Source organism: Streptomyces sp. S465 (genome assembly GCF_026898115.1).
GTDB lineage: Bacteria > Actinomycetota > Actinomycetes > Streptomycetales > Streptomycetaceae > Streptomyces > Streptomyces luomodiensis.
Map to the genome: position 1 here is coordinate 5824928 of NZ_CP114036.1, position 21257 is coordinate 5846184.

General features: G+C 72.4%; 17 protein-coding genes. 11 read left to right on the forward strand and 6 right to left on the reverse strand.

Annotation, left to right across the window (positions count from 1 at the left end):
• Positions 1-10: 10 nt before the first annotated feature.
• The 4 genes from N6H00_RS24600 to N6H00_RS24615 all read left to right on the forward strand — a co-directional run bounded on the left by N6H00_RS24600 (position 11) and on the right by N6H00_RS24615 (position 3983).
• On the forward strand, positions 11-1552 hold the full coding sequence (locus tag N6H00_RS24600; RefSeq protein WP_268973995.1) for a flavin-containing monooxygenase: 1542 nt from the start codon (positions 11-13) through the stop codon (positions 1550-1552).
• Complete coding sequence (locus N6H00_RS24605; RefSeq protein ID WP_268973996.1) at positions 1549-2661, forward strand: alpha/beta fold hydrolase; 1113 nt, start codon at positions 1549-1551, stop codon at positions 2659-2661. The genes N6H00_RS24600 and N6H00_RS24605 overlap by 4 nt, the downstream gene beginning before the upstream one ends.
• On the forward strand, positions 2658-3563 hold the full coding sequence (locus N6H00_RS24610; RefSeq protein ID WP_268973997.1) for an SDR family oxidoreductase: 906 nt from the start codon (positions 2658-2660) through the stop codon (positions 3561-3563). Before N6H00_RS24605 ends, N6H00_RS24610 begins: the two co-directional genes overlap by 4 nt.
• 141 nt (positions 3564-3704) lie before the next feature.
• A complete protein-coding gene (locus N6H00_RS24615; RefSeq protein WP_268973998.1) occupies positions 3705-3983 on the forward strand; it encodes a hypothetical protein in 279 nt (92 codons plus the stop codon).
• A gap of 89 nt (positions 3984-4072) precedes the next feature.
• Here N6H00_RS24615 and N6H00_RS24620 read toward each other — a convergent pair whose 3' ends face one another.
• Positions 4073-7519 (reverse strand): S41 family peptidase, encoded by a 3447-nt coding sequence (locus tag N6H00_RS24620; RefSeq protein WP_268973999.1) that lies wholly within the window; start codon positions 7517-7519, stop codon positions 4073-4075.
• 143 nt (positions 7520-7662) lie between these two features.
• On the opposite strand from N6H00_RS24620, the gene N6H00_RS24625 reads away from it, so the two are divergent.
• The 5 genes from N6H00_RS24625 to N6H00_RS24645 all read left to right on the forward strand — a co-directional run bounded on the left by N6H00_RS24625 (position 7663) and on the right by N6H00_RS24645 (position 13527).
• Positions 7663-8271: a TetR/AcrR family transcriptional regulator gene (locus N6H00_RS24625; RefSeq protein WP_268974000.1), complete on the forward strand. Its 609-nt coding sequence runs from the start codon at positions 7663-7665 to the stop codon at positions 8269-8271.
• A 145-nt stretch (positions 8272-8416) separates the two neighbouring features.
• Positions 8417-10684 carry an MMPL family transporter gene (locus N6H00_RS24630; RefSeq protein ID WP_268974001.1) on the forward strand — a complete coding sequence of 756 codons (2268 nt, stop codon included), beginning with the start codon at positions 8417-8419 and terminating at the stop codon, positions 10682-10684.
• Positions 10685-10820: 136 nt separating this feature from the next.
• Positions 10821-11993, forward strand: coding sequence for an energy-coupling factor ABC transporter permease (locus N6H00_RS24635; RefSeq protein ID WP_268974002.1), 1173 nt, complete (start codon positions 10821-10823; stop codon positions 11991-11993).
• A 2-nt stretch (positions 11994-11995) separates the two neighbouring features.
• Positions 11996-12760 carry a cobalt ECF transporter T component CbiQ gene (gene cbiQ / locus N6H00_RS24640; protein ID WP_268974003.1) on the forward strand — a complete coding sequence of 255 codons (765 nt, stop codon included), beginning with the start codon at positions 11996-11998 and terminating at the stop codon, positions 12758-12760.
• Positions 12757-13527, forward strand: coding sequence for an energy-coupling factor ABC transporter ATP-binding protein (locus tag N6H00_RS24645; RefSeq protein ID WP_268974004.1), 771 nt, complete (start codon positions 12757-12759; stop codon positions 13525-13527). The genes cbiQ and N6H00_RS24645 overlap by 4 nt, the downstream gene beginning before the upstream one ends.
• 121 nt (positions 13528-13648) lie before the next feature.
• On the opposite strand, the gene N6H00_RS24650 is transcribed toward N6H00_RS24645, so the two are convergent.
• Positions 13649-14971, reverse strand: a complete 1323-nt coding sequence (locus tag N6H00_RS24650; RefSeq protein ID WP_268974005.1) for a serine hydrolase domain-containing protein — start codon at positions 14969-14971, stop codon at positions 13649-13651.
• 154 nt (positions 14972-15125) lie between these two features.
• Between N6H00_RS24650 and N6H00_RS24655 the strand changes: the two genes are divergently transcribed.
• Positions 15126-15926, forward strand: coding sequence for an SDR family NAD(P)-dependent oxidoreductase (locus N6H00_RS24655; protein WP_268974006.1), 801 nt, complete (start codon positions 15126-15128; stop codon positions 15924-15926).
• Here N6H00_RS24655 and N6H00_RS24660 read toward each other — a convergent pair.
• The 4 genes from N6H00_RS24660 to N6H00_RS24675 form a co-directional block, all read right to left on the reverse strand.
• Positions 15899-18727, reverse strand: a complete 2829-nt coding sequence (locus N6H00_RS24660) for a caspase, EACC1-associated type (protein ID WP_268974007.1) — start codon at positions 18725-18727, stop codon at positions 15899-15901. The two genes, N6H00_RS24655 and N6H00_RS24660, sit on opposite strands and share 28 nt — an antisense overlap.
• Positions 18724-19173: an effector-associated constant component EACC1 gene (locus tag N6H00_RS24665; protein ID WP_268974008.1), complete on the reverse strand. Its 450-nt coding sequence runs from the start codon at positions 19171-19173 to the stop codon at positions 18724-18726. The genes N6H00_RS24660 and N6H00_RS24665 overlap by 4 nt, the downstream gene beginning before the upstream one ends.
• Positions 19174-19293: 120 nt before the next feature.
• On the reverse strand, positions 19294-20217 hold the full coding sequence (locus N6H00_RS24670; RefSeq protein WP_268974009.1) for an EamA family transporter: 924 nt from the start codon (positions 20215-20217) through the stop codon (positions 19294-19296).
• Positions 20214-20753: a YbaK/EbsC family protein gene (locus N6H00_RS24675; RefSeq protein ID WP_268974010.1), complete on the reverse strand. Its 540-nt coding sequence runs from the start codon at positions 20751-20753 to the stop codon at positions 20214-20216. The genes N6H00_RS24670 and N6H00_RS24675 overlap by 4 nt, the downstream gene beginning before the upstream one ends.
• Before the next feature lie 99 nt (positions 20754-20852).
• Here N6H00_RS24675 and N6H00_RS24680 point away from each other — a divergent pair, with 99 nt between their 5' ends.
• Positions 20853-21248, forward strand: coding sequence for a cupin domain-containing protein (locus N6H00_RS24680; RefSeq protein WP_268974011.1), 396 nt, complete (start codon positions 20853-20855; stop codon positions 21246-21248).
• Positions 21249-21257: the final 9 nt, after the last annotated feature.

A 21257-nucleotide genomic window follows, 5' to 3' on the forward strand; every position in this document is an offset into this window, starting at 1 on the left:
AGGCGGCGGCATGGCTGGGCTGACGCGTGAGCATGTGCGGGTGGCGGTGATCGGAGCCGGTTTCGGCGGGCTGGGAGCGGCGGTGCGCCTGCGCCGCGCGGGCATCACCGACTTCGTGGTCCTGGAGCGGGCGGACGCGGTCGGCGGGGCCTGGCGGGACAACACCTATCCGGGCTGCGCCTGCGACGTCCCGTCCCATCTGTACTCCTTCTCCTTCGCGCCCAACCCCGACTGGCCCCGGAACTTCTCCGGCCAGCCGCATATCCGGGCGTATCTGGAGCGGGTCGCCGACACCTTCGGGCTGCGGCCGCACCTGCGCTTCGGCGCCGAGGTGCGGTCCATGCGCTGGGACGCCGAGGCGGTCCACTGGGAGGTGGACACGGCGCGGGGCTCGCTGACCGCCGATGTCGTGGTCAGCGCCACCGGTCCGCTCGCCGATCCCCGGACCCCGGACATCCCGGGGCTCGACGGCTTCCCCGGCGCCGTTTTCCACTCCGCGCGCTGGGACCACACCGTCGACCTGCGCGGCAAGCGCGTGGCGATGATCGGCACCGGTGCCTCGGCCATTCAGATCGTCCCCGCCATCGCACGCGAGGTCGGCCGGCTCACCCTGTTCCAGCGCACCCCGGCCTGGGTGCTGCCGCGGATGGACCGCCGGATCAGCGGCGTCGAGCGCTGGCTGCACACGAAGATCCCGGCCACCCGGGTGCTGCGCCGCGGGGTGCTGTGGGGCATCCGGGAGTTGCAGGTGGGGGCCTTCACCAAGCGGCCGGGCGAGATGCGGTTCGTCGAGCGGCTGGCCGCCGCCCATATGCGACGGGCCGTCAAGGACCCCGCGCTGAGGGCGGCGCTGACCCCCGACTACCGCATCGGCTGCAAGCGCATCCTGCTCTCCAACGACTACTATCCGGCGCTCGCCCAGCCGCATGTGGACGTGGTCCCGGCCGGGCTGAAGGAGGTGCGCGGCACCACCCTCGTCGGCGCCGACGGCACCGAGGCCGAGGCCGATGTGATCATCTTCGGCACCGGCTTCCATGTGACCGACCTCCCCATCGCCCACCGGGTGACCGGGGCGCGCGGCACCACGCTCGCGGAGGAGTGGAAGGACGGGATGGAGGCGCTGCGCGGCACCAGCGCGGCGGGCTTCCCCAACTTCCTGACCATCATCGGGCCCAACACCGGCCTCGGGAACAGCTCGATGATCCTCGTCATCGAGGCGCAGCTGGCCTATATGGCCGACTATCTGCGCCAGTTGGACACCCTGGGCGGCAAGGTCGCGCTGGACGCCCGGCCGGCCGCGGTGCGCGCCTACACCGACATGATCCAGGAACGGATGAAGCGCACGGTGTGGAACACCGGCGGCTGCGACAGCTGGTACCTCGACAACGGCCGGAACACCACCCTGTGGCCCGGGACGACCACCGAGCTGCGAAAGGTCACCCGGCGGGTGGACCTCGCCGAGTACACGGTGCTGCGGCCGCGCACCGGCCCGGCCAAGGCCACGGTGTCCACGGCCGAATCCACGGCCGGCGCGGGGAAGGGGGCGCTGTGAGGCGGCCTCCTGCCCTGCCCTTCGGGCCGTACACCCCGCCCGTCCCGGTGCGCGACCTGACCGTCGTCTCGGCCGACGGGAGCCGGCTCTACGCGGAGCTGCACGGGCCCGATGACGCTGACGCCCCGGCCGTCCTCCTCGCGCACGGCTGGACCTGCTCGACGGCCTTCTGGGCGCCGGTGGTGCGCGCCCTGTCCGCCGACCACCGGGTGATCGTCTACGACCAGCGCGGCCATGGCCGCAGCCCGGCCCCCGGCCCCGGCGGCTACAGCACCCACGCCCTGGCCGACGACCTGGTGGCGGTGCTGGAGGCGACCCTTCCGCCCGGTCGGCGGGCCGTCGTGGCGGGCCACTCCATGGGCGGGATGACGCTGATGGCCGCCGCCGACCGCCCCGGGCTGCGCGAGCGGGCTGCGGCCGCCGTGCTGTGCAGCACGGGCGCCGCACGGCTGGTGGACCGCTCGCGGGTGGTGCCGCTGCGCTCGCCACGGGCACGGGCGTGGGCGCACCGCGCGCTCCTCGGCTCACGCGCCCCTCTGGGCCCGGTCACCCCGCTCTCCAAGCGGCTGGTGCGGTACGCCACGATGGGCCCCGGTGCCGACCCCGCCACGGTGGACGTGTGCGCGCGCATCCTGCACGCCTGCCCCCGTGCCGTACGCGCCGGATGGGGCCGGGTCCTGCTCGACCTCGCACTGGACGCGCGGATCGGCGAGCTGACCATGCCCACGGCCGTCATCGTCGGCACCGCCGACCGGCTCACCCCGCCCGAGCACGCCCACGCCCTCGCCGCCGGGCTGCCGCACTGCACCGGCCTCACCGAACTCCCGGGGCTTGGCCATATGACTCCGGTGGAGGACCCCGGGGCGGTGGCCGGGGTGATCCGCGCACTGGCCGAGGAGTACGGGGGCGTAGGCGAACCCCGGGGGAGCGTGCCAGAACCCCGCGCGGATGCCCGCGAACCCCGCGAGGACCCCCGCGAACCACGCAAGGACGCCCGCGAGCCCCGTACGGATGCCTACGAGCCCCGCGGGGATGCCGGCGAGTCCCGCCCCACGACAGCGACGGAAGCCGGTCACCCGGCAGCGGAAGCGAAGGAGCAGACGACATGAGCGTGCGCAGAAGCCTTCAGGGCCAGGTCGTGGTGGTGACGGGGGCGGCGCGGGGGGTCGGCGCACTGCTCGCCCGCAAGCTCTCCGCCCGTGGCGCCAAGGTCGCCCTGGTGGGCCTGGAGCCCGATGAGCTGAAGCGGGTCTCGGAGGGGCTGCCGACCGACTCCGCCCACTGGTACGCCGATGTCACCGACGCCGAGGCGATGGCGCGGGTGGCGCGGGAGGTCGTGGAGCGGTTCGGCGCGGTGGACATCGTCTGCGCCAACGCGGGCGTGGCCCAGGGCGGTCCGTTCCTCGACTCCGACGAGACGACCTGGCGGCGGGTGATCGAGGTCAATCTGCTGGGCAGCGTCACCACGGCCCGCGCCTTCCTGCCCGCGCTGACCGCCAGCCGCGGCTATCTGTTGCAGATCGCCTCGCTCGCCGCGATCACGCCCGCGCCCATGATGACGGCGTACTGCGCGTCCAAGTCCGGGGTCGAGGCGTTCGCCCACAGTCTGCGGGCCGAGGTGGGTCACCGTGGGGTGCGGGTCGGCGTGGGCTATCTGAGCTGGACGGACACCGACATGGTGCGCGGCGCCGACCAGGACGAGGTGATGCGGGAGCTGCGGCAGCGGCTGCCCTGGCCCGCGGGCCGCACCTATCCGCTGGGCCCGGCGGTGGACCGGCTGGTGGCAGGCATCGAGCGGCGGTCGGCGCATGTGTACGCGCAGTGGTGGCTGCGCGGTATGCAGTCGGTGCGCGGCTATCTGCCCGCGTTCATCCACGCCATGGGGCGGCGCGAGATGCGCCGCGCCGAGCCGCGGCTGGCGGCCACCCGGGAGGCGCGGGGCGGCCTGGTGGGCGAGGGCGGCGCGGCGGACGAGAAGGCGCGCGCGGTGGGCACGGAGGGTCACCCGTAACGCTCCGTCAACCGTTCTGACCTGCGTTTTCTTCGCGCTCTGCGGTCCGGGGCGCATCCGGAACGCGCCCGGAATGCGGAGGAAGTCGGCTCATGTCACTCTTGTCGGGCCCGACGCCATTCACCCGATGAGGAGTGACACATGGGCACCAAGGACCAGTCCAATGAGAAGGCTCAGCAGGCCAAGCGGAAAGCGCAGGGCGAGCGGAGCCAGGAGCCGCGGCGCGGCCGACAGTCCGGTGAGCGCATGCAGCGCGTGCAGGAGCGGCCCCGCCCGGAGCCGGGGCAGGAGCAGCGCCGTGGCCGGCAGGAGGGGCCGGAGGCCGGGGGACAGGCCCAGCGGATGAGCCGTGAGCGTGAGAGCCGTCAGCCGGGCATGGGCGACGAGATGGGGGACCAGGAGCCGTTCGAGGAGATGTGACGCAACAGGGCGGGAGGGGTGCATCCCCATGGGCGGCCATGGGGATGCACCCCTGCGTCTGCGCCCTGCACCGTGCGTCTGCGCAACGCCTATCGCGCTTTTTTCTTTCCCTGCGCCTCTTTCTTTCCCCGTGTCTCTTTCTTTCCCGGTGTCTCTTTCTTTGCCGGTGGCTCCTGTCGTGCCTTCTTCCCTTGCGTCTCCTGTCGCGTTTTCTTCCCCCGCGTCGTCCGCGTTCCCTTCTTCCCCTTGCGCGGCGGCAGTTCGGGCCGGCGCAGATCGGGGACGTCCGCGTAGCCCGGCGGGGCCGCGGCCGGATGCCGTTCCAGCAGGTCGAGCGCGGTGCGGACGGCGACCCCCAGCTGTGGGTGGCGGCCCTCCGCCCAGTCCACGGGGGAGCGCGGTGCCTCGATGTCCGGCTCCACACCGTAGTTCTCCACGCCCCAGCCGTACGCGTCGAACCACGCGGCGTTCATCGGCACCGTGATCGATGTGCCGTCGCCCAGGCGGTGACGGCCGGTCATCCCGACCACCCCGCCCCAGGTGCGCAGCCCCACCACCGGTCCGATGCCCTGGATCTTGAAGGCCGCGGTGATCATGTCGCCGTCGGAGGAGGTCGCCTCGTCGGCGACCGCGACGATCGGCCCGCGCGGGGCGGTGCTGGAGTACGACACGGGCTGGGCGTTGCGGGTGAGGTCCCAGCCCATGACCTTGCGGGTGAGCTTCTCGACCACCAGCTCGCTGATGTTGCCGCCCGCGTTGCCCCGGACGTCCACGATCAGCGCGGGCAGGGACATCTCGCGGCGCAGATCGCGGTTGAACTGCGCCCAGCCCGAGCCGCCCATATCGGGGATGTGCAGGTAGCCGCAGCGCCCGTCGCTCAGCTCCCGCACCACGGCCCGGCGCTGGGCGACCCAGTCCTGGTAGCGCAGCGGCCGGTCGTCGATCAGCGGGGAGACCGCGACCCGGCGCGGCGGCCCCTCGCCGTCCGGCGGCTCGAAGGTCAGCTCCACCGTCGTGCCGCCCGCCGCCGTCAGCAGCGGATACGGACCGGCCACCGGGTCCACCGGGCGCCCGTCGACATGGGTGAGGACGGCGCCGTCCCGGATGCCCAGACCGGCCAGCGGCGAGCGGGCCCGGGAGTCGGAGGACTCACCGGGCAGGATGCGGGCCACCGCCCACCGGCCGTCCTTGGTGCGGGTGAGGTTGGCGCCGAGCAGTCCGATGGGGCGCTGGTAGTGGGCCGGGCCCTCGTTGCGGCGCGCGGCGCTGACGTAGGCGTGCGAGGTGCCCAGCTCACCGAGGGTTTCGCGGAGCAGGTCGGCGAACTCGTCGGGCGAGGCGACCCGTTCGACCAGGGGCCGGTACTGGTCGAGCACCCCGTCCCAGTCGACACCGCACATCCCCGGGTCCCAGTAGTAGTGGCGGGTGATGCGCCCGGCCTCGGCGTATGCCTGCCGCCACTCGGCCGCCGGATCGACGGTGTGCTGGATCCGCCGCATGTCGATGTGGACCGTGGAGTCGCTGTCGGGGGTGTCGGTCGCGGGCACCGCGCGCAGATCGCCGTCGTCGTAGACCACCAGCCGGGTGCCGTCGCCGCTGACCGCGAACCAGTCCAGCTCACTGGTGAGTTCGGTCCGCTTGGCCTTTGCCAGGTCGAAGTGTTCCAGGGTGGGACGGCCCGAGGTCTCGGCCGGGTTGGCGAACGTCTCGCCGAGCGCGCCGGAGATCGGCCAGCGCAGCCACACCAGCCCGCCGCCGCTGACCGGGTACAGCGAGGAGTACTTGGAGGCGGCCACCGGGAAGGCGGTGACCCGGCTGGCCAGCCCCTCCACCTCGACGGTCACGGTGCCGTCGCCGTCGCCCCCGCTGTCGTCCGGGTCCAGCCCGCCCGCCGCCGGGCGCCCCTCGGGGGACAGCGCGAAGGGCGAGGGGGTCGCGGAGGACAGCGGGACCAGGTGGGGGCGGCAGCCCAGCGGGAAGGAGAGGTCTCCGGTGTGCACGTCGTAGACCGGGTCGAAGCCGCGCCAGGAGAGGAAGGCGAGATAGCGGCCGTCGCTGGTGAAGACCGGCTCCTCGTCCTCGAACCGCCCACTGGTCACATCGACCACGGTCCGGTCGGCCAGCCGCGCGATCTTGATCGAGCGCAGGGTGCGTCCTATCCCGGGGTGGGACCAGGCGAGCCACCCCGAGTCGGGGGAGAAGGCCAGGTCGCCGACCGGGCCGTTGTCGGACCGGATCAGCTCGGTGACCTCGCCGTCCCCGTCGGGAGAGGTGTCCACCAGCAGCAGCCGCCCGTCGTGGGCGGCGACGGCGAGCCGGTCGCCGTCGGGGGAGGGCTCCAGTTCGTGCACCCGTCCGAGCCGTCCGGCGGCCAGCCGGCGCGGTTCGCCGGGACCGCTGGCCCGGGGCAGCTGCGCGATCTCGATGGAGTCCTCGCCCTCCGCGTCGGTGAGGTAGGCGACCCGGCCGGTCGAGCCCAGCATCACGGGCCGCCGCACCCGGACGCCCGGGGTGTCGGCGAGGGTGCGGGCGGGGCCGTCGCGGTGGGTGAGCCAGTAGAGGCTGCCGCGGACGCATACCGCGCTCGCCCGGCCCGTGGTGTCCACCGACAGCGAGTCGATGTGCGAGGCGGCCGGCACCTGGTAGGGCCGCCGCCCGGTGCGCGCCCCGCCGAGCCGTACGTCCAGCTTGCGCGGCCGGCCGTCCGGGCTGAGGTCGTCGACCAGCCACAGCTCGCCCGCGCACTGGTAGACGACGCGCGAGCCGTCGGTCGAGGCGTGCCGGGCGTAGAAGTCGGCGTGGTCGGTGTGGCGGCGCAGATCGGTGCCGTCGGGCAGACAGGAGTAGAGGTTGCCGATCCCCTCGTGGTCGGAGAGGAAGGCGATCCGGCCGCCGACGAACATCGCCGCCTCCAGATGGCCGTTCAGCTCCTCCACGAGCCGGGTGCCGTGCAGCCACAGCCGGCCCGTCGCACCGCCCCGGTAGCGCTTCCAGGTGGCGGGCTCGTGCGGGGGTTTGCCGGTCAGCAGCAGGGTGCGGCGCTCCCCGTCGAGGTCGGCCACGGCGATGTCGGCCACCGGCCCCCAGGGCAGCCGCCCGCCGGGGCTGCCGTCGGTGGGCAGGCTGTACGCCCAGGAGAAGTGCGAGAACGGCTGCTCATGGGAGGAGACGGCGAGGATCTGCGAGACGCCGTCGCCATCCGGCGGGGTCCAGCCGCAGACCTGGGCGTCCGTACTGCCCCAGTACGTCAGCCGGCGGGCCGGGCCGCCGGCGACGGGGACGAGGTGGATCTCCGGGTCGAGGCTGCGCCAGGTGGTGAACGCGATCTGGGAGCCGTCGGGGGAGAAGCGGGCGGGGCCCACGCGCGTTCGGTCCACGGTCAGCCGCCAGGCCCGCCCCGGGGGTTCGCCGGGGGCGGTCAGCGGGGCGATCCACAGATCGTCCTCGGCCGCGAAGCACAGCAAGTCGCCGTGCAGATGCGGGAATCGCAGGTACGCGTGGTCGTCGTCGCTTGCGTAAGGCTCCACCCCACCCATGTTTTCGAGCTACGCCATTCGGAGCAACTCGGTTCTGTGACCGACACCACGATCGAAACGGCGAAGTTTCGATAGCGCGTGCGCTTATGCTGGAGGTGTACGAAACCGTTTCGTTCGGAGGGAGGCGGCGCGCCGTGCGGACCATGGACCAGACGACCGAGGACCGGGACACCGCCCGGGTGCGCCGCAGCAGGCTCTCCCCCGAGCGCGAGCGGGAGCTGTACGAGGCGGTGGTCGAGCTGCTCGGCGAGGTCGGGTACGACGGACTGACGATGGACGCCGTCGCGGCCCGTACGCGCTCCAGCAAGGCCACGCTCTACCGCCAGTGGAAAGGCAAGCCGCAGCTGGTCGTGACCGCGCTGCGCCACACCAAGCCCGTTCTGCTCGAGGGTGTCGACACCGGAACGCTCCGCGGTGATCTGCGCGAGATCGTACGGTGCACGGAGAGCTCCCGAGAGCGGGACGCCGCGCTGATGAGGGGACTCGCTCAGGCAGTTCACGACAACCCGGACCTTCATGAGGCCCTGCGAGAGCTGATGATCTACCCCGAGATCGACGCTCTCAACGTGCTGCTGGGGCGCGCCGTGGAACGGGGCGAAATCGCCTCGGACCGGCCCGCCTTGAACTACGTCGTGCACATGGTGTGCGGCGCGTTCATCACCCGACCGCTCGTCGAGGGCAAGCAGCCGGACCAGACCTATCTCCTGGAATACATCGACGCCGTACTCCTCCCCGCACTCGGCGCCGCATAGCCCTTCCGACTCACCCTTCGCCACTCCCCAGGCACTCACTCCCCGCACAACCCCATAAGGCCCCGGCCGGCGCGCCGCTCTCGTCGCCGGTGCGGTGCCCAACCCTGCCCAGTGCCAACCAATTCCGACGGGAGCACCTCTCCTCGTGGCCACCTTCCTCTATAAACTCGGCCGGTTCGCCTTCCGGCGCCGCGGCCTCGTCGCCCTGATATGGGTGGCGCTGCTCACGGTCGTGGGCGTCGGCGCCGCCACCGCCTCAGCGCCTCCCAACGACAGCTTCTCCATCCCGGGCACCGAGGCCCAGAAGGCGTTCGACCTGCTGGAACAGCGGTTCCCCGGCGGTAACGCGGACGGCGCCACCGCCCGTGTGGTCTTCCGCGCCCCGAGCGGCGAGAAGATGACCGACCCGGACAACAAGGCCGTGGTCACCAAGACCGTCGCCGACCTCGAGGCCAGCTCCCCGCAGGTCGCCTCGGTCGCGAACCCGTACCAGACCGGAGCCGTCAGCAAGGACGGCTCCACGGCGTACATCCTGACCACGTACAAGGTCAACGCACTGGAGCTGAAGGACCCCGCCAAGGACGGTCTGGAGGAGGCCGGGAAGAAGGCCCAGGAGTCGGGTCTGTCGGTGCAGATCGGCGGTGACGCGCTCCAGGAGATGCCGGAGACCGGCGCCACCGAGGTCATCGGCATCGCGATCTCCGCGGTCGTCCTCGCCATCACCTTCGGCTCGCTGGTCGCCGCCGGACTGCCGCTGCTGACCGCGCTCATCGGCGTGGGCATCGGCATCTCCGCGATCACCGCGCTCGCCACCACTCTGGGGCTGTCCTCCACCACCTCGACGCTGGCGATGATGATCGGCCTCGCGGTCGGCATCGACTACGCGCTGTTCATCGTCTCCCGCTACCGCGCCGAGCTGACCGAGGGGCGGGACGGGGAGGAAGCCGCCGGACGCGCCGTGGGCACCGCGGGCTCCGCGGTCGTCTTCGCCGGCCTTACGGTCGTCATCGCGCTCGTCGGCCTCGCTGTCGTCAACATCCCGATGCTGACCAAGATGGGCTTCGCCGCGGCCGGCACGGTCGTCATCGCCGTCCTCATCGCGATCAGCCTGATCCCGGCGCTGCTGGGCTTCGCGGGCAAGCGGGTGTTCGGGCGCAAGGCGCGCCGGCGTCTGGAGGAGCGCGCCGCTGCGGCGTCGAGCACCGGCTCCGCCGCGTCCGACGGTGCCGAGGAGAAGCCCAACATGGGCACCCGCTGGGCCCGTTTCGTGCTGCGCCGCCCGCTGACGGTGCTCCTGGTGGCCGTGATCGGCCTCGGCGCCGCCGCGGTGCCCGCCCTCAGCCTGGAGCTCGGCCTGCCGGACGACGGCTCGCAGCCGACCAGCAGCCAGAAGCGGCAGGCGTACGACGCGATCTCCGACGGCTTCGGCCCCGGCTACAACGGTCCGCTGATGGTGGTCATCGACACCAAGGGCAGCGATGACGCCAAGGGCGCGGCCGAGCAGGTCCGTAAGACCATCGCCGGTCTGGACGATGTGGCCGGTGTCACCCCCGCCGCGTTCAACAAGGCCGGCGACGCCGCGACGCTCACCGTCATCTCCAAGTCGAAGCCGAGCAGCGTCGACACCGAGGACCTGGTCGGCGACATCCGCGACAAGGCGGGCGACTTCAAGTCCGACACCGGCGCCGAGGTGCTGGTGACCGGTCAGACGGCGATGAACATCGACATCTCGCAGAAGCTCAACGACGCGCTGGTGCCCTATCTGGTGCTCGTCGTCGGACTGGCCTTCCTGCTGCTGATGGTCGTCTTCCGGTCCGTCCTGGTCCCGCTCAAGGCGGCGCTCGGCTTCCTGCTCTCCGTCGTCGCGGCGCTCGGCGCGGTGGTCGCGGTCTTCCAGTGGGGCTGGCTGGCCGACCTGTTCGGCGTCGAGGAGACCGGCCCGATCATGAGCATGATGCCGATCTTCATGATCGGTGTGGTGTTCGGTCTCGCCATGGACTACGAGGTCTTCCTGGTGACCCGGATGCGCGAGGCGTTCGTCCACGGCGAAGGCCCCGGCCAGGCCGTCGTCACCGGCTTCCGGCACGGCGCCCGGGTGGTCACCGCGGCCGCGGTCATCATGATCAGCGTCTTCGCCGGATTCATCGGCTCCACCGAGTCGATGATCAAGATGATCGGCTTCGGCCTCGCCACCGCCGTCCTCTTCGACGCCTTCGTGGTCCGCATGGCCATCGTCCCGGCGGTCCTGGCACTCCTCGGCAAGACCGCCTGGTGGCTCCCGCGCTGGCTGGACAGGGCGCTGCCCAATGTGGACGTGGAGGGCGAGGGCCTGCGCAAGCTGCTCGAAGGGTCCGACCCGGCCCAGCAGCACGACAAGGACTCCGACCCGGATGCGGCACTGACCCGCGTCTGAGCGACGACGGCGGCCTTCCGACCACGGAAGGCCGCCGTCGGCGTGTCGGATCCCGCGATGTGCACGCTCTTGCGAATGGGTTGCAGGTACGGGCTACCATCGATCGGTTAGTTGCAGCTCAGGAGCGGAGTCCGCGATGCATGTGCCCGACGGATTCATCGACGCCCCGGTGTCGGTGGCGACCGGTGTGGTCGCCGCCGGGGCCGTCGCGGTCAGTTTGCGCGGTGCGCGGCGGGAGCTCGACGAGCGGACCGCGCCGCTGGCCGGGCTGGTCGCTGCGTTCATCTTCGCCGTGCAGATGCTGAACTTCCCCGTCGCCGCCGGGACCAGCGGGCATCTGCTGGGCGGGGCGCTGGCCGCCATACTCGTCGGGCCGTATACGGGGGTGCTGTGTGTCTCCGTGGTGCTGCTGATGCAGGGCGTCCTGTTCGCGGACGGCGGCCTCACCGCGCTCGGCGTCAACATCACGGACATGGCCCTGGTCACCACGGTCGTGGCGTACGCGATCTTCCGCGCGATCGTGAAGCTGGCCCCGCGCCGGCGCCGTACGGTCACCGTCGCGTCCTTCGTGGCCGCGCTGGTCTCCGTACCGGCCGCCGCGGTGGCCTTCACCGCGATCTACGCGTTCGGCGGTACGGCGGACGTGGCGCTCGGCAAGGTCTTCACGGCGATGGTCGGGGTGCATGTACTGATCGGCATCGGCGAGGCGGCCATCACCGCGCTGACGGTCGGCGCCGTCGTGGCCGTACGGCCGGATCTGGTGCACGGGGCGCGCGGGGTGACCGCACGCCTCCTGGAGATCCGGAGCAGTCCGCTGACCCCGGCTGCCCCGGGGGCGGTGGCGTGGGCCGAGGGCCGCCCGGCGGCGGACGCCGCGCCTGAGGCCGCGCCTGGGCGGGAGGCTGCCGCGCCCGCGACTGAGGCGGAGGCTCCCGTGCCCGCCGCCGCTGCCACCGCCTCCGCGCCCGCCGCCCCCGCGCCCGCGCCCAAGCGGTCGGCGCGGCGCGTGTGGTGGGCCGGGCTCGCGGCCGCGCTGCTGTGCGCCGGGGTCGTCAGCTTCTACGCCTCCGCCAGCCCCGACGGGCTGGAGAAGGTCGCCCACGACAAGGGGATCGACAAGAAGGCCGAGGACCACGCCGCCAAGGACTCCCCGCTCGCCGACTACGGCGTCAAGGACATCTCCGACACCCGGCTCTCCGGCGGGCTCGCCGGGGTGATCGGAGTGGGGGCGACGCTCGCCGTCGGGTCCGGGGTGTTCCTGGTCGTACGGCGGCGCAAGGCGGCTACGGCCGAGAGCGAGCGAGGCTGACCATGGGCGCGGGACACGCGCACAAGCTCTACCGGGAGGGGCGGTCGCCGGTCCACGCCCTCCCACCGCACTGCAAGATCGCCGCCGTCTTCTGCTTCGTCCTGGTCGTCGTCGCCACGCCCCGCGAGGCCGCCTGGGCCTTCGGGGTGTACGCGGCGCTGCTGGCCGGGGTGGCGGCGGTGGCCCGGATACCTGCCGGTTACCTGCTCAAGCGGTTGCTGATCGAGATCCCGTTCGTGGCCTTCGCCGTGCTGATGCCGTTCATCGCGGAGGGCCCGCGCACGGACGTGCTGGGGATGTCGCTCAGCGAGTCCGGGCTGTGGAGCGCCTGGAACATCCTCGCCAAGGGCACCCTCGGCGTCGCCGCCTCCGTCCTCCTGGCGTCCACGACCGAGCTGCGCGCCCTGCTGCTGGGGCTCCAGCGGCTGCGGATGCCCTCGCTGCTGGTGCAGATCGCCTCGTTCATGATCCGCTACGGGGACGTCATCTCCGACGAGATGCGCCGGATGCGGATCGCCCGCCAGTCGCGCGGTTTCGAGGCGCGCGGGGTGCGCCACTGGGGCGTGCTCGCCAACTCGGCCGGTGCGCTGTTCATCCGCTCCTACGAACGGGGCGAACGGGTCCACCTGGCGATGGTCAGCCGGGGCTACGCGGGCACCATGCCGGTGATCGACGATGTGACGGCGTCCCGCGCCCAGTGGACGTACGCCGCCGCCCTCCCGCTGACCGCGCTGGCGGTCTGCCTGACCGGATGGATGCTCATATGACCGACCCCGCCGCTGCCCCGCCATCGCTCCAGGTGTCCGGTCTGGCCTACGCATACCCCGACGGCCATCAGGCCCTCTTCGGCGTCGACCTGACCGTGGCCCGCGGCGAGCGCGTCGCCCTGCTCGGTCCCAACGGCGCCGGCAAGACCACCCTCGTGCTGCACCTCAACGGCATCCTTACGGCGGGCGCCGGGACGGTCACGGTCGCCGGACTGCCGGTGGCGAAGGCGCATCTGGCCGAGATCCGCCGCCGGGTGGGCATCGTCTTCCAGGACCCGGACGACCAGCTGTTCATGCCGACCGTGCGCGAGGACGTGGCCTTCGGCCCGGCCGCGGCCGGGATACGCGGCCCCGAGCTGGAGGAACGGGTGCGGCGCGCCCTGGAGCGGGTCGGGATGGCGGAGTTCGCCGACCGGCCGCCGCACCACCTCTCCTTCGGGCAGCGGCGGCGGGTGGCCGTGGCGACCGTGCTGGCCATGGAGCCGGAGATCCTGGTCCTGGACGAGCCCTCGTCCAACCTCGACCCGGCCTCGCGCCGCGAACTCGCCGACATCCTGCGGTCCCTGGAGGTGACCGTGCTGATGGTCACCCACGACCTGCCGTACGCGCTGGAGCTGTGCCCGCGCTCCGTGGTGCTCAGCGGCGGGGTGATCGCGGCGGACGGCGGGACGCAGGAGCTGCTGTGCGACGAGGAGCTGATGCGCGAGCACCGGCTGGAGCTGCCGTTCGGCTTCGACCCCCGCTCGGTGACCGTTCCGGTGCGGTGACCGTCCTGGTGCGGTGACCGTTCCGGCGCGGTGACCGGTGGTCGAACCGCCGCAGGCGGTCGGCACCGGGGCGGTCGGCCGGAGCAGCCGCCGTTACGCGCCTCCCGCCGTTGCCCCGCCGCTACCCCTCCCGCGCCGCCAGACTCGCCCGTACCGCCCGCACCAGCGCCTGCGCACGCGGGTCCGCGGTGACACCGCGCCGCATGCCGTTGGTGACGTAGGCGAAGCCGATGCGCGCCTCCGGGTCGGCGAAGGCGAGGGAGCCGCCGCGCCCCGGGTGGCCGAAGGAACCCGGCCCCAGCATCGGGCAGGCCGGGCCGTGCAGCATGTAGCCGAGACCGAACCGGGTGCCGACGACCAGGACCTCGTCCGGCCCCGCGGACTCCTCCGTACGGGCCATCGTCAGCGTCGCCGGGGCGAAGAGCCTGCCCCCCGAGCGGGCCGTACGGGCCGAGGGCAGCGGGCCGATCAGCGCCGCGTAGAAGCGGGCCAGCGCCTCGGCCGTCGCCACCCCGCCCGAGGCGGGCAGCTCGGCGGCGAGATACGCGGGGTCGTTCTCGTCCGGCATCGGGGTGATCGCGGCGAACGCCCGCCGGGTCAGCGACTCGGGGTCCTGGTACGCCTCGGCGACCGACCGCTTGGGGCGCAGCCGCAGCCCCTGGGCGGCGGGCGCGGTGGGAGCCTCCACCGCCGCGATCCGGCCGACCCGGCCCCGCTGCTCCTCGGGCAGCCCGAGCCACAGATCGAGCCCGAGCGGACGGGCGATCTCCTCGGCGATCCAGCGCCCGATGGTCCGCCCGGTGACCCTGCGCACCAGCTCGCTCAGCAGCCAGCTGTACGTCTGGGCGTGGTAGCCGTGCGCCGTACCGGGCTCCCACACGGGCCGCTGGGCGGCCACGGCCAGCGGCCCGGATATGCCGTCGATGGCCTCCTCGGGGGTCAGGGGGGTGTCGAGGACGGGCACGCCGGTGCGGTGCGCGAGCAGATGCCGCACCAGCACCCGCTCCTTGCCGCCCGCCTTGAACTCCGGCCAGTAGGTGCTGACCCGGCCGTCCAGGTCCAGCTGACCGCGCTGATGCAGCAACAGCGGCACGGCGGCGGCGACGCCCTTGGTGACCGACCGGACGACCTGGGCGGTGTCCTGGGTCCAGGGCTCACGGCCGCCTCCCCCGCCGGCCGCCCCGGAGCCCTCGGAGGTCCCAGAGCCCCCGGAGCCCTCGGAGGTCCCGGAAGCCTCGGTATCGCCGGGGTCCCCGGGGCCGTCGCCGTCGGGGGTCTTCGTACCGCCCCACAGGTCGACGACCTTCTCGCCCTCCCGGTACAGGACCACGGCGGCGCCGCGCTCGCCGTGCCGGGTGAAGTTCGCCGCGAAAGCGTCCCGGACCGGTTCGAAACCGTCGGCCACCGTGCCCTGGACGTCCACCACTGTTCCGACTCCCGCCATGCCGACCCGAGCGTGTGCTGTGTTTCTCCTTATGGTGCAACGTTCCGCGGGTGAGGATCATGCCGGGGCCGGGCAGGATCTCCGGCGGACGCGCCGCCATGGGGCGGCGGCGCTCCGGAGCCGATAGGCCAGAGCCGACCAAAAGGGGCACAGGGTGCGGAGATTCGAGGGCTACGCGGTCATGCTCACCGGCGCGGGGCGCGGCATCGGGGAGGTGACCGCCCGCCGCTTCGCCGACGAGGGCGCCCGGGTGCTGATCACCGACCTGGACGGTGAACGGGCCGCGAAGGCCGCCGAATCCATACGGGCGGACGGCGGCGCGGCCGAGTCGCTGGGCTGCGACGTGGCCCGGCGAGCGGACGTCGAGGCGGCCGTGGCGCACGCCGTAAGGAGCTTCGGAAGGCTGGACGTCCTGGTCAACAGCGCCCACTCATGCCATGCCGACACCCCGCTGTTCGAGGACCAGCCGGACGACGAGTGGCAGCAGGACATCGATGTCACCCTCGGCGGCGCCTTCCGCTGCTCCCGCGCCGCGCTGCCGCATCTGGCCGCCGCGGACGGCCGGGGCGCGATCGTCAACGTCGGTTCGGTCAACGGCATACAGGACTTCGGCAACCATGCCTACAGCGCCGCCAAGGCGGGCCTGGGCAGCCTCACCCGCACGCTGTCCGCCCACGCCGCCGGGCGCGGCGTCCGCGTCAACCTCGTGGCCCCCGGCACGATCCGCACCCCCGGCTGGGACGGCCGGGAGGACACCCTGCGCCGTGCCGCCCAGGTCTATCCCCTCGGCCGGGTCGGCGAACCCAGCGACATCGCCGCCGCCATCACCTTCCTGGCCTCCTCGGACGCCGCCTGGATCACCGGGGTCACCCTCCCCGTGGACGGCGGCATCACGACCACGAACGTGGCGGTGCGCAGGGCCTTCGGTCATGTGGCGACGCCGAGCGAGACGTAGTCGTAAAGGCCCCCGTAGGGTTCGCTCGCATAGACGTTGGTCAGCCGGGAGCCGCGCCAGACCGTGCTCTTCTGGAACAGGATGGGCAGATACGCGGCGGACTCGGAAACCCGCCGATTGGCCGCCCTGTAGTCCTTCTCGGCCTTGGCCGGGTCCTGTTCGGCGATCGCCTTGTCGAAGAGGTCGTCGACCGTGGGGTCGTCCAGCTCCCCGAGATTGATATTGGCGGATTGCGAGATGAAACGGCTGTCGACGAGCGGCTGGAGAAAACCCTGACCGGTGGGGAAGTCGGGGAGCCACCGGGAGATGACGATGCCGTAGCCCTCCTTCTCCACGGTCGCGGGCGAGCCCACCGTTTCGTAGTAGTCATTGCCGTCGATCTGCTCGATACGGGCGTCGATTCCGACCTTCCCCAGTGAGGACTGGAGCGACTCGGCGACGGCCAGCTCGGCGGGGCGGGTGTTGCGCACCGCGATGGTGGTCGTGAACCCGTTCGACTCTCCGCACGCCGCCAGTTCCTGCTTCGCCTTGGCGGTGTCCGGCTTCCCGTTGTTGTCGAGCTTCTCGTACGGGTCGTAGGAGGAATCGGAGCCCGCGATGGTGGGCGGAAGCATATGGGGCGCGATGGCGCCGCTCTGCGTTCCGCCGGCGGCGGTCCGCAGGTTCTCCATGTCCGCCGCGTAGATGACCGCTTTACGGCAGTGCAGGTTTTGCAGGGGTTCGACGGAGCGGGGGAAGGCGGCGAACAGGAGCCCTCCGGTGTACGGGTTGTCCAGCCGGGCCCGGAGGTCGCGGCTGTTCCGGGCCTGTGCGAGGGCGGCGTCGGTGAGTCCGGTGGACGTCAGGTCCAGGTCGTAGGTGCCGGAGAACAGGGCCTGCGCCCGCACCTCGGCGTTGTCTTCGAAATTCACCGTGATCCGGTCGGGAAGGGCGGTCCGGACCGGGTCGGAGGACTGGTTCCACTTGTCGTTGCGGATCAGCTCCAGCGACTTGCCCGGCGTGTAGGAGCCGAATCTGTACGGCCCCGAGGAGAACGGCTTGTTCTGGTATTTGCTTCCGGTGTCCTTGTCCCTTTTGACGGGTGAGCCGGCCGGCATCGCGAGCATGCGCTCGAAGTCGCCGTTGGGCTTGGGGAGTTCGAAGACGATGGTTTTGTCGTCCGGCGTCCGAATGGCCTTCAGGCCCAGCTTGTCCTTGGCGGTGTCCTTGTACGGCCCCTTGTAGGTGTGGCCGGGGTCGAGCACCTGCTGGAGATAGGTCGGGCCGCCGGAAATCGGGTCGGTGGCCCAGATCCGCTCGATGCCGTATTTGATGTCCTTGGACGTGATCTCGGTGCCGTCCTCCCAGGTGATTCCGTCGCGCAGGGTGTAGGTGTAGGTCTTGCCGCTGTCGGTCACCTCGGCCGTCTTCTCCGCGAGGTCCCCGACCAGTTCGGTGCCCTTCTCGCCGGGCTTGGGGGCGTAGGTGACCAGTTGGCGGGCGTAGTAGCGGGAGAAGTTCCAGATGGAGCCGAAATAGGTGCGCTGCGGGTCCCATGAGTCCGCGTCGCTTCCGCTGACGAACTTCAGCGTCCCGCCCTTTTTCTTCGAGGCGTTGACGACATCCTTGGCCGCGGCGTCGTACCCGGCGATGGGGCCCGGTGCCGGGGTGCCGGACGACTCCGACTGCTGCCGGCCGGAGCGGTCCTCGGGGGAGCCGTCGTCCTTCATCCACGACGTCGCCAGGGGGATGCCCGCGGCCACCAGGGCGACGAAGAGCGCTCCCGCCAGCCCGTAGCGGACGGCCCGCCGGCGGCCCGGCGAGACGCCGTTGGGGGAGGGGGCCGGGGCGGACGACGGCAGGGCCACCGGCGACCAGGTGGGCCTCGGCGGTACGGCGGACGGTCGGGTGGGCTCCGGGGCCGGTTCGTGGCCGTCCGCGGACGGCGCGGGAACGAGCGGCGGTTCGTACGGCGGGGGCGGGGGCGGAGGCGTCCGGGCGGGTTCGTGGCGATACGGCCGCGGCGCGGGTTCCGGGACCGGTGCGGCGTCGTACGGCGGGGGCGGCGGGCCGAAGCCGGGCGGGATCCACGCCGCGTTGCGGGTCAGGGCGAGTCCGCCGGCCGTATTGCGGTCGCGCTTCTGCGGCAGCGGCCGCCCCTTCGCCCGCAGCGCCGCGTACACCTGCGCGTAGACCGTGTCCAGGTCCAGGAACTCCGGCCCGCCCGGCACCCCTTCGCGTAGCAGCCGCAGCAGTTCGCCGGTGAAGGCCGTATGGGGCTCACCGGGCGGGGCGAGCGCGAAGCTGGTGTCGGGGACGGAGGCCAGCAGATAGGTGCCCTCGATCTCCACCTGGCTGATCACCGCCTCGGCGCCCGCCGCGCTCATGAAGCCGAGCACCCGTCCGCTGAAGCAGCAGTCGAGCAGCATCACCTGGCGGGCGGCCCGCCCGTCCAGCACCACATCGCGCAGCGTGCCGTAAGGCAGTCCGGTGTAGGAGCGGTGCGGTATGGACCCGGTCAGCCCCAGGAAGAGCTCGCCGCGGCGCGGTTCCACGAGACCGTGTCCCGCGAAGTACACCAGCAGGGTGTCCGTGGCCTCCTCGGCCGCGGTCCTTACGGCTTCGAGGACCTCCACGGCGGTGGTGGGGTCCTCGATCACCGTGCAGTGTACGGGTGCCAGCCCCCATGAACGCGGGGCGCACAGGGCGGCGGCCAGCGCGCTCAGGTTGTTGGCCACCGCCGGGATCCGCTCCAGATGGGCGTAGCGGCTGGTGCCGATGAGCACCGCGCGGGTGGCGGCCGGGTCGGGCAACACGGTCACGGCCGGCGCCCTTCCCCGCCGTCGGGCTCCCGTTCCCCTTCCGGTTCGGGGGCGGCCGGTTCGGGGGCGGCCGGTTCGGGGGCGGAGGCATCCGGTTCCGCTTCGGGCGCGGACGGGCGCTGGAGCGCGTCGATCAGGCGCCGCACGTCTTCGTCGCCGCCGCCGTCGAGGGAGACCGTAAGGTCACCGCGGCGCACGGTGATCCGCCGGGCGTGCGGGCGCGTCTGCCGCCAGGTGGACAGCGCCAGCGCGAAGGAGGCCGCGCTCCAGGCGTTGTCGGTGACCAGTTGCAGCACATCGGTGAGCACGCCCATCTGGCCGGGCGCCGGAGCGGCCCGGACCAGCTCCACGCGCGCGCCGCGGCGCGTGTCCGGGTCCCGTCTCAGCCAGTCGTGGAGCGAGCGCAGCTCCGCCTCCCCGCCGCTCACCGCGATGTCGATCCGCACCAAGCCCCCCTTGTGACGACAGTGCCGACAGAGCCCCGATTCTTTCCTACCCGGAGCCTCTCCGCAGGAGCAACGGATCAACGAAGCACCGATCACGGAGCGCCGGTCACGGGGCATGCGTCAACCGGCGTGCAGCATCAGCCCGATGCCCACCACCAGCAGACCCGCCGCCGCGATCCTGGGACCGCCGAACCGCTCCTTGAAGAACAGCGCCCCGATGCCCGCGCCCACGATGATCGACGATTCGCGCAGCGCCGCGATCGGTGCCAGTTCGGCTCGCGTCTGGGCCCACAGGACCAGGCCGTAGGCGAAGACCGACAGCAGCCCGCCGAGCAGGCCGCGCGCCGCGACCGGACGCAGCTGCCGCAGGAGCGCACCGCGCCGGATCGTCAGGGCGCAGGCGGGGATGGCGATGCCCTCCAGAATCATCAGCCAGGCGATATAGCCGAGCGCGCTGCCGGAGGCGCGCACGCCCAGACCGTCCACGACGGTGTACGCGGCGATGGACAGCCCGGTGGCGATGGCGGCCGTAAGGGCGAGCCACTGGGGCGCGCCCCCGCCACCTCCGCCCCTCTCCCCGGTCTCCGCTCCCTGCCCGGCCGCCCCGATCCCCTCGGGCGCGGGACGCCGGGAGCCCCGGATGCCCCACAGCGCCACGCCCACCAGCCCCGCCGAGGCCAGCGCGATCCCCGCCGCCTGCCAGTGGTCCGGCCGCTCGCCGACGAAGACCGCGGCGGCCACGGTCACCACCAGCGGTGCGGTGCCGCGTGCGATGGGATACATCTGGCCGAAGTCGCCCAGCTGGAACGAGCGCATGAGCAGCAGCTGATAGACCACGTGGATGGCCACGGAGGCCAGCAGATACGGCCAGGCGTCCGCCTTGGGCAGGGGGGTGAACGGCGCCAGCGCCAGTCCGCACAGCGTCCCGCCGCCGCCCACCAGGGTGAAGGCGAGCAGCTGGTCCCTGATGCCGTGCGCGATGGCGTTCCAGCTCGCGTGGGTGACGGCCGCGATGAGCACCGCGACCGCGACGACCGGGGTCACGCGGAGCGCTCGCGCACATCCACCACAGCGCCCTCGGCATGCGCGATCAGCGTCTTGGGAGCGAGCGGGAAGACGGTGTGCGGGGTGCCGGCCGCGGCCCATACGGTCTCGTGGTCCAGCAGCCGGCGGTCGGCCAGGACGCGGGTACGGGTGCGGTGGCCGAAGGGCGGCACCCCGCCGATGGCGTAGCCGGTGGTCTCGCGCACCAGCGCCGCGTTCGCCCGGCGGACGCTTCCGGCGCCCAGCTCCTGCCGTACGAGTTCGACGTCGACCCGCGAGGCCCCGTCCATCAGCACCACCACCGGCTGCCCGTCCGCCTCGAAGACCAGCGACTTGACGATCTGGCTCAGTTCACAGCCGATGGCCGCGGCGGCCTCGGCGGCGGTGCGGGTGGCATCGGGGAAGCGGCGCACCTCGACGTCCAGGCCGAGCTCGCGCAGGGCCTCGGCGAACCGGGGGTGGGCCATGGTGCCGGCGGAGGCGGGGGTCTCAGCGGTGGCGGGGGTCTCAGACGTGTCAGGGATGGGGTTGGCCATGGGCCGACGCTATCGACGGGCCCGCGGCCCGCGCCAGGACATTTCCCTGGCCGCACCAGCGTTCAAGAACTCGGCGGGCGGCCCGGAGAGGATCGGGCCATGGATACGAGACCCGTCAATATCGACGAGGCGCTGGCCTCCTTCGACGATGTCTACAGCCCGCGGATCGTGGCCCGGATGAACGACTACGACGTCCGGATCGCCCATACGCTCGGCGAGCACGTCTGGCACGCCCACGATGACACCGACGAGTTCTTCCTGGTCCTCGACGGCCGCTTCGACATCGCGCTCAGGGACGCCGACGGCACCGAGACGACGGTCGTGCTGCACAAGGGCGACACGTTCGTGGTCCCCCGGGGCACCGAGCACAAGCCGTCCTCCCCGGGCGGGTCGGTCCTGATGTTCGAGCCCTCGGGGACCAGTTCGACCGGGGACCGCCACGACGGCGAGATCCCCGATCACGTGGACAGCACCACCGGCCACGCGCTCGGCTGAATCCCGCGG

Coding starts and splice junctions, on each gene's coding strand:
- N6H00_RS24625 (WP_268974000.1), top strand. CDS start 7,663: ATGGACCAGACGACCGAGGACCGGGACACCGCCCGGGTGCGCCGCAGC.
- N6H00_RS24650 (WP_268974005.1), bottom strand. CDS start 14,971: ATGGCGGGAGTCGGAACAGTGGTGGACGTCCAGGGCACGGTGGCCGAC.
- N6H00_RS24635 (WP_268974002.1), top strand. CDS start 10,821: ATGCATGTGCCCGACGGATTCATCGACGCCCCGGTGTCGGTGGCGACC.
- N6H00_RS24610 (WP_268973997.1), top strand. CDS start 2,658: ATGAGCGTGCGCAGAAGCCTTCAGGGCCAGGTCGTGGTGGTGACGGGG.
- N6H00_RS24680 (WP_268974011.1), top strand. CDS start 20,853: ATGGATACGAGACCCGTCAATATCGACGAGGCGCTGGCCTCCTTCGAC.
- N6H00_RS24600 (WP_268973995.1), top strand. CDS start 11: ATGGCTGGGCTGACGCGTGAGCATGTGCGGGTGGCGGTGATCGGAGCC.
- cbiQ (WP_268974003.1), top strand. CDS start 11,996: ATGGGCGCGGGACACGCGCACAAGCTCTACCGGGAGGGGCGGTCGCCG.
- N6H00_RS24620 (WP_268973999.1), bottom strand. CDS start 7,519: ATGGGTGGGGTGGAGCCTTACGCAAGCGACGACGACCACGCGTACCTG.
- N6H00_RS24675 (WP_268974010.1), bottom strand. CDS start 20,753: ATGGCCAACCCCATCCCTGACACGTCTGAGACCCCCGCCACCGCTGAG.
- N6H00_RS24615 (WP_268973998.1), top strand. CDS start 3,705: ATGGGCACCAAGGACCAGTCCAATGAGAAGGCTCAGCAGGCCAAGCGG.
- N6H00_RS24645 (WP_268974004.1), top strand. CDS start 12,757: ATGACCGACCCCGCCGCTGCCCCGCCATCGCTCCAGGTGTCCGGTCTG.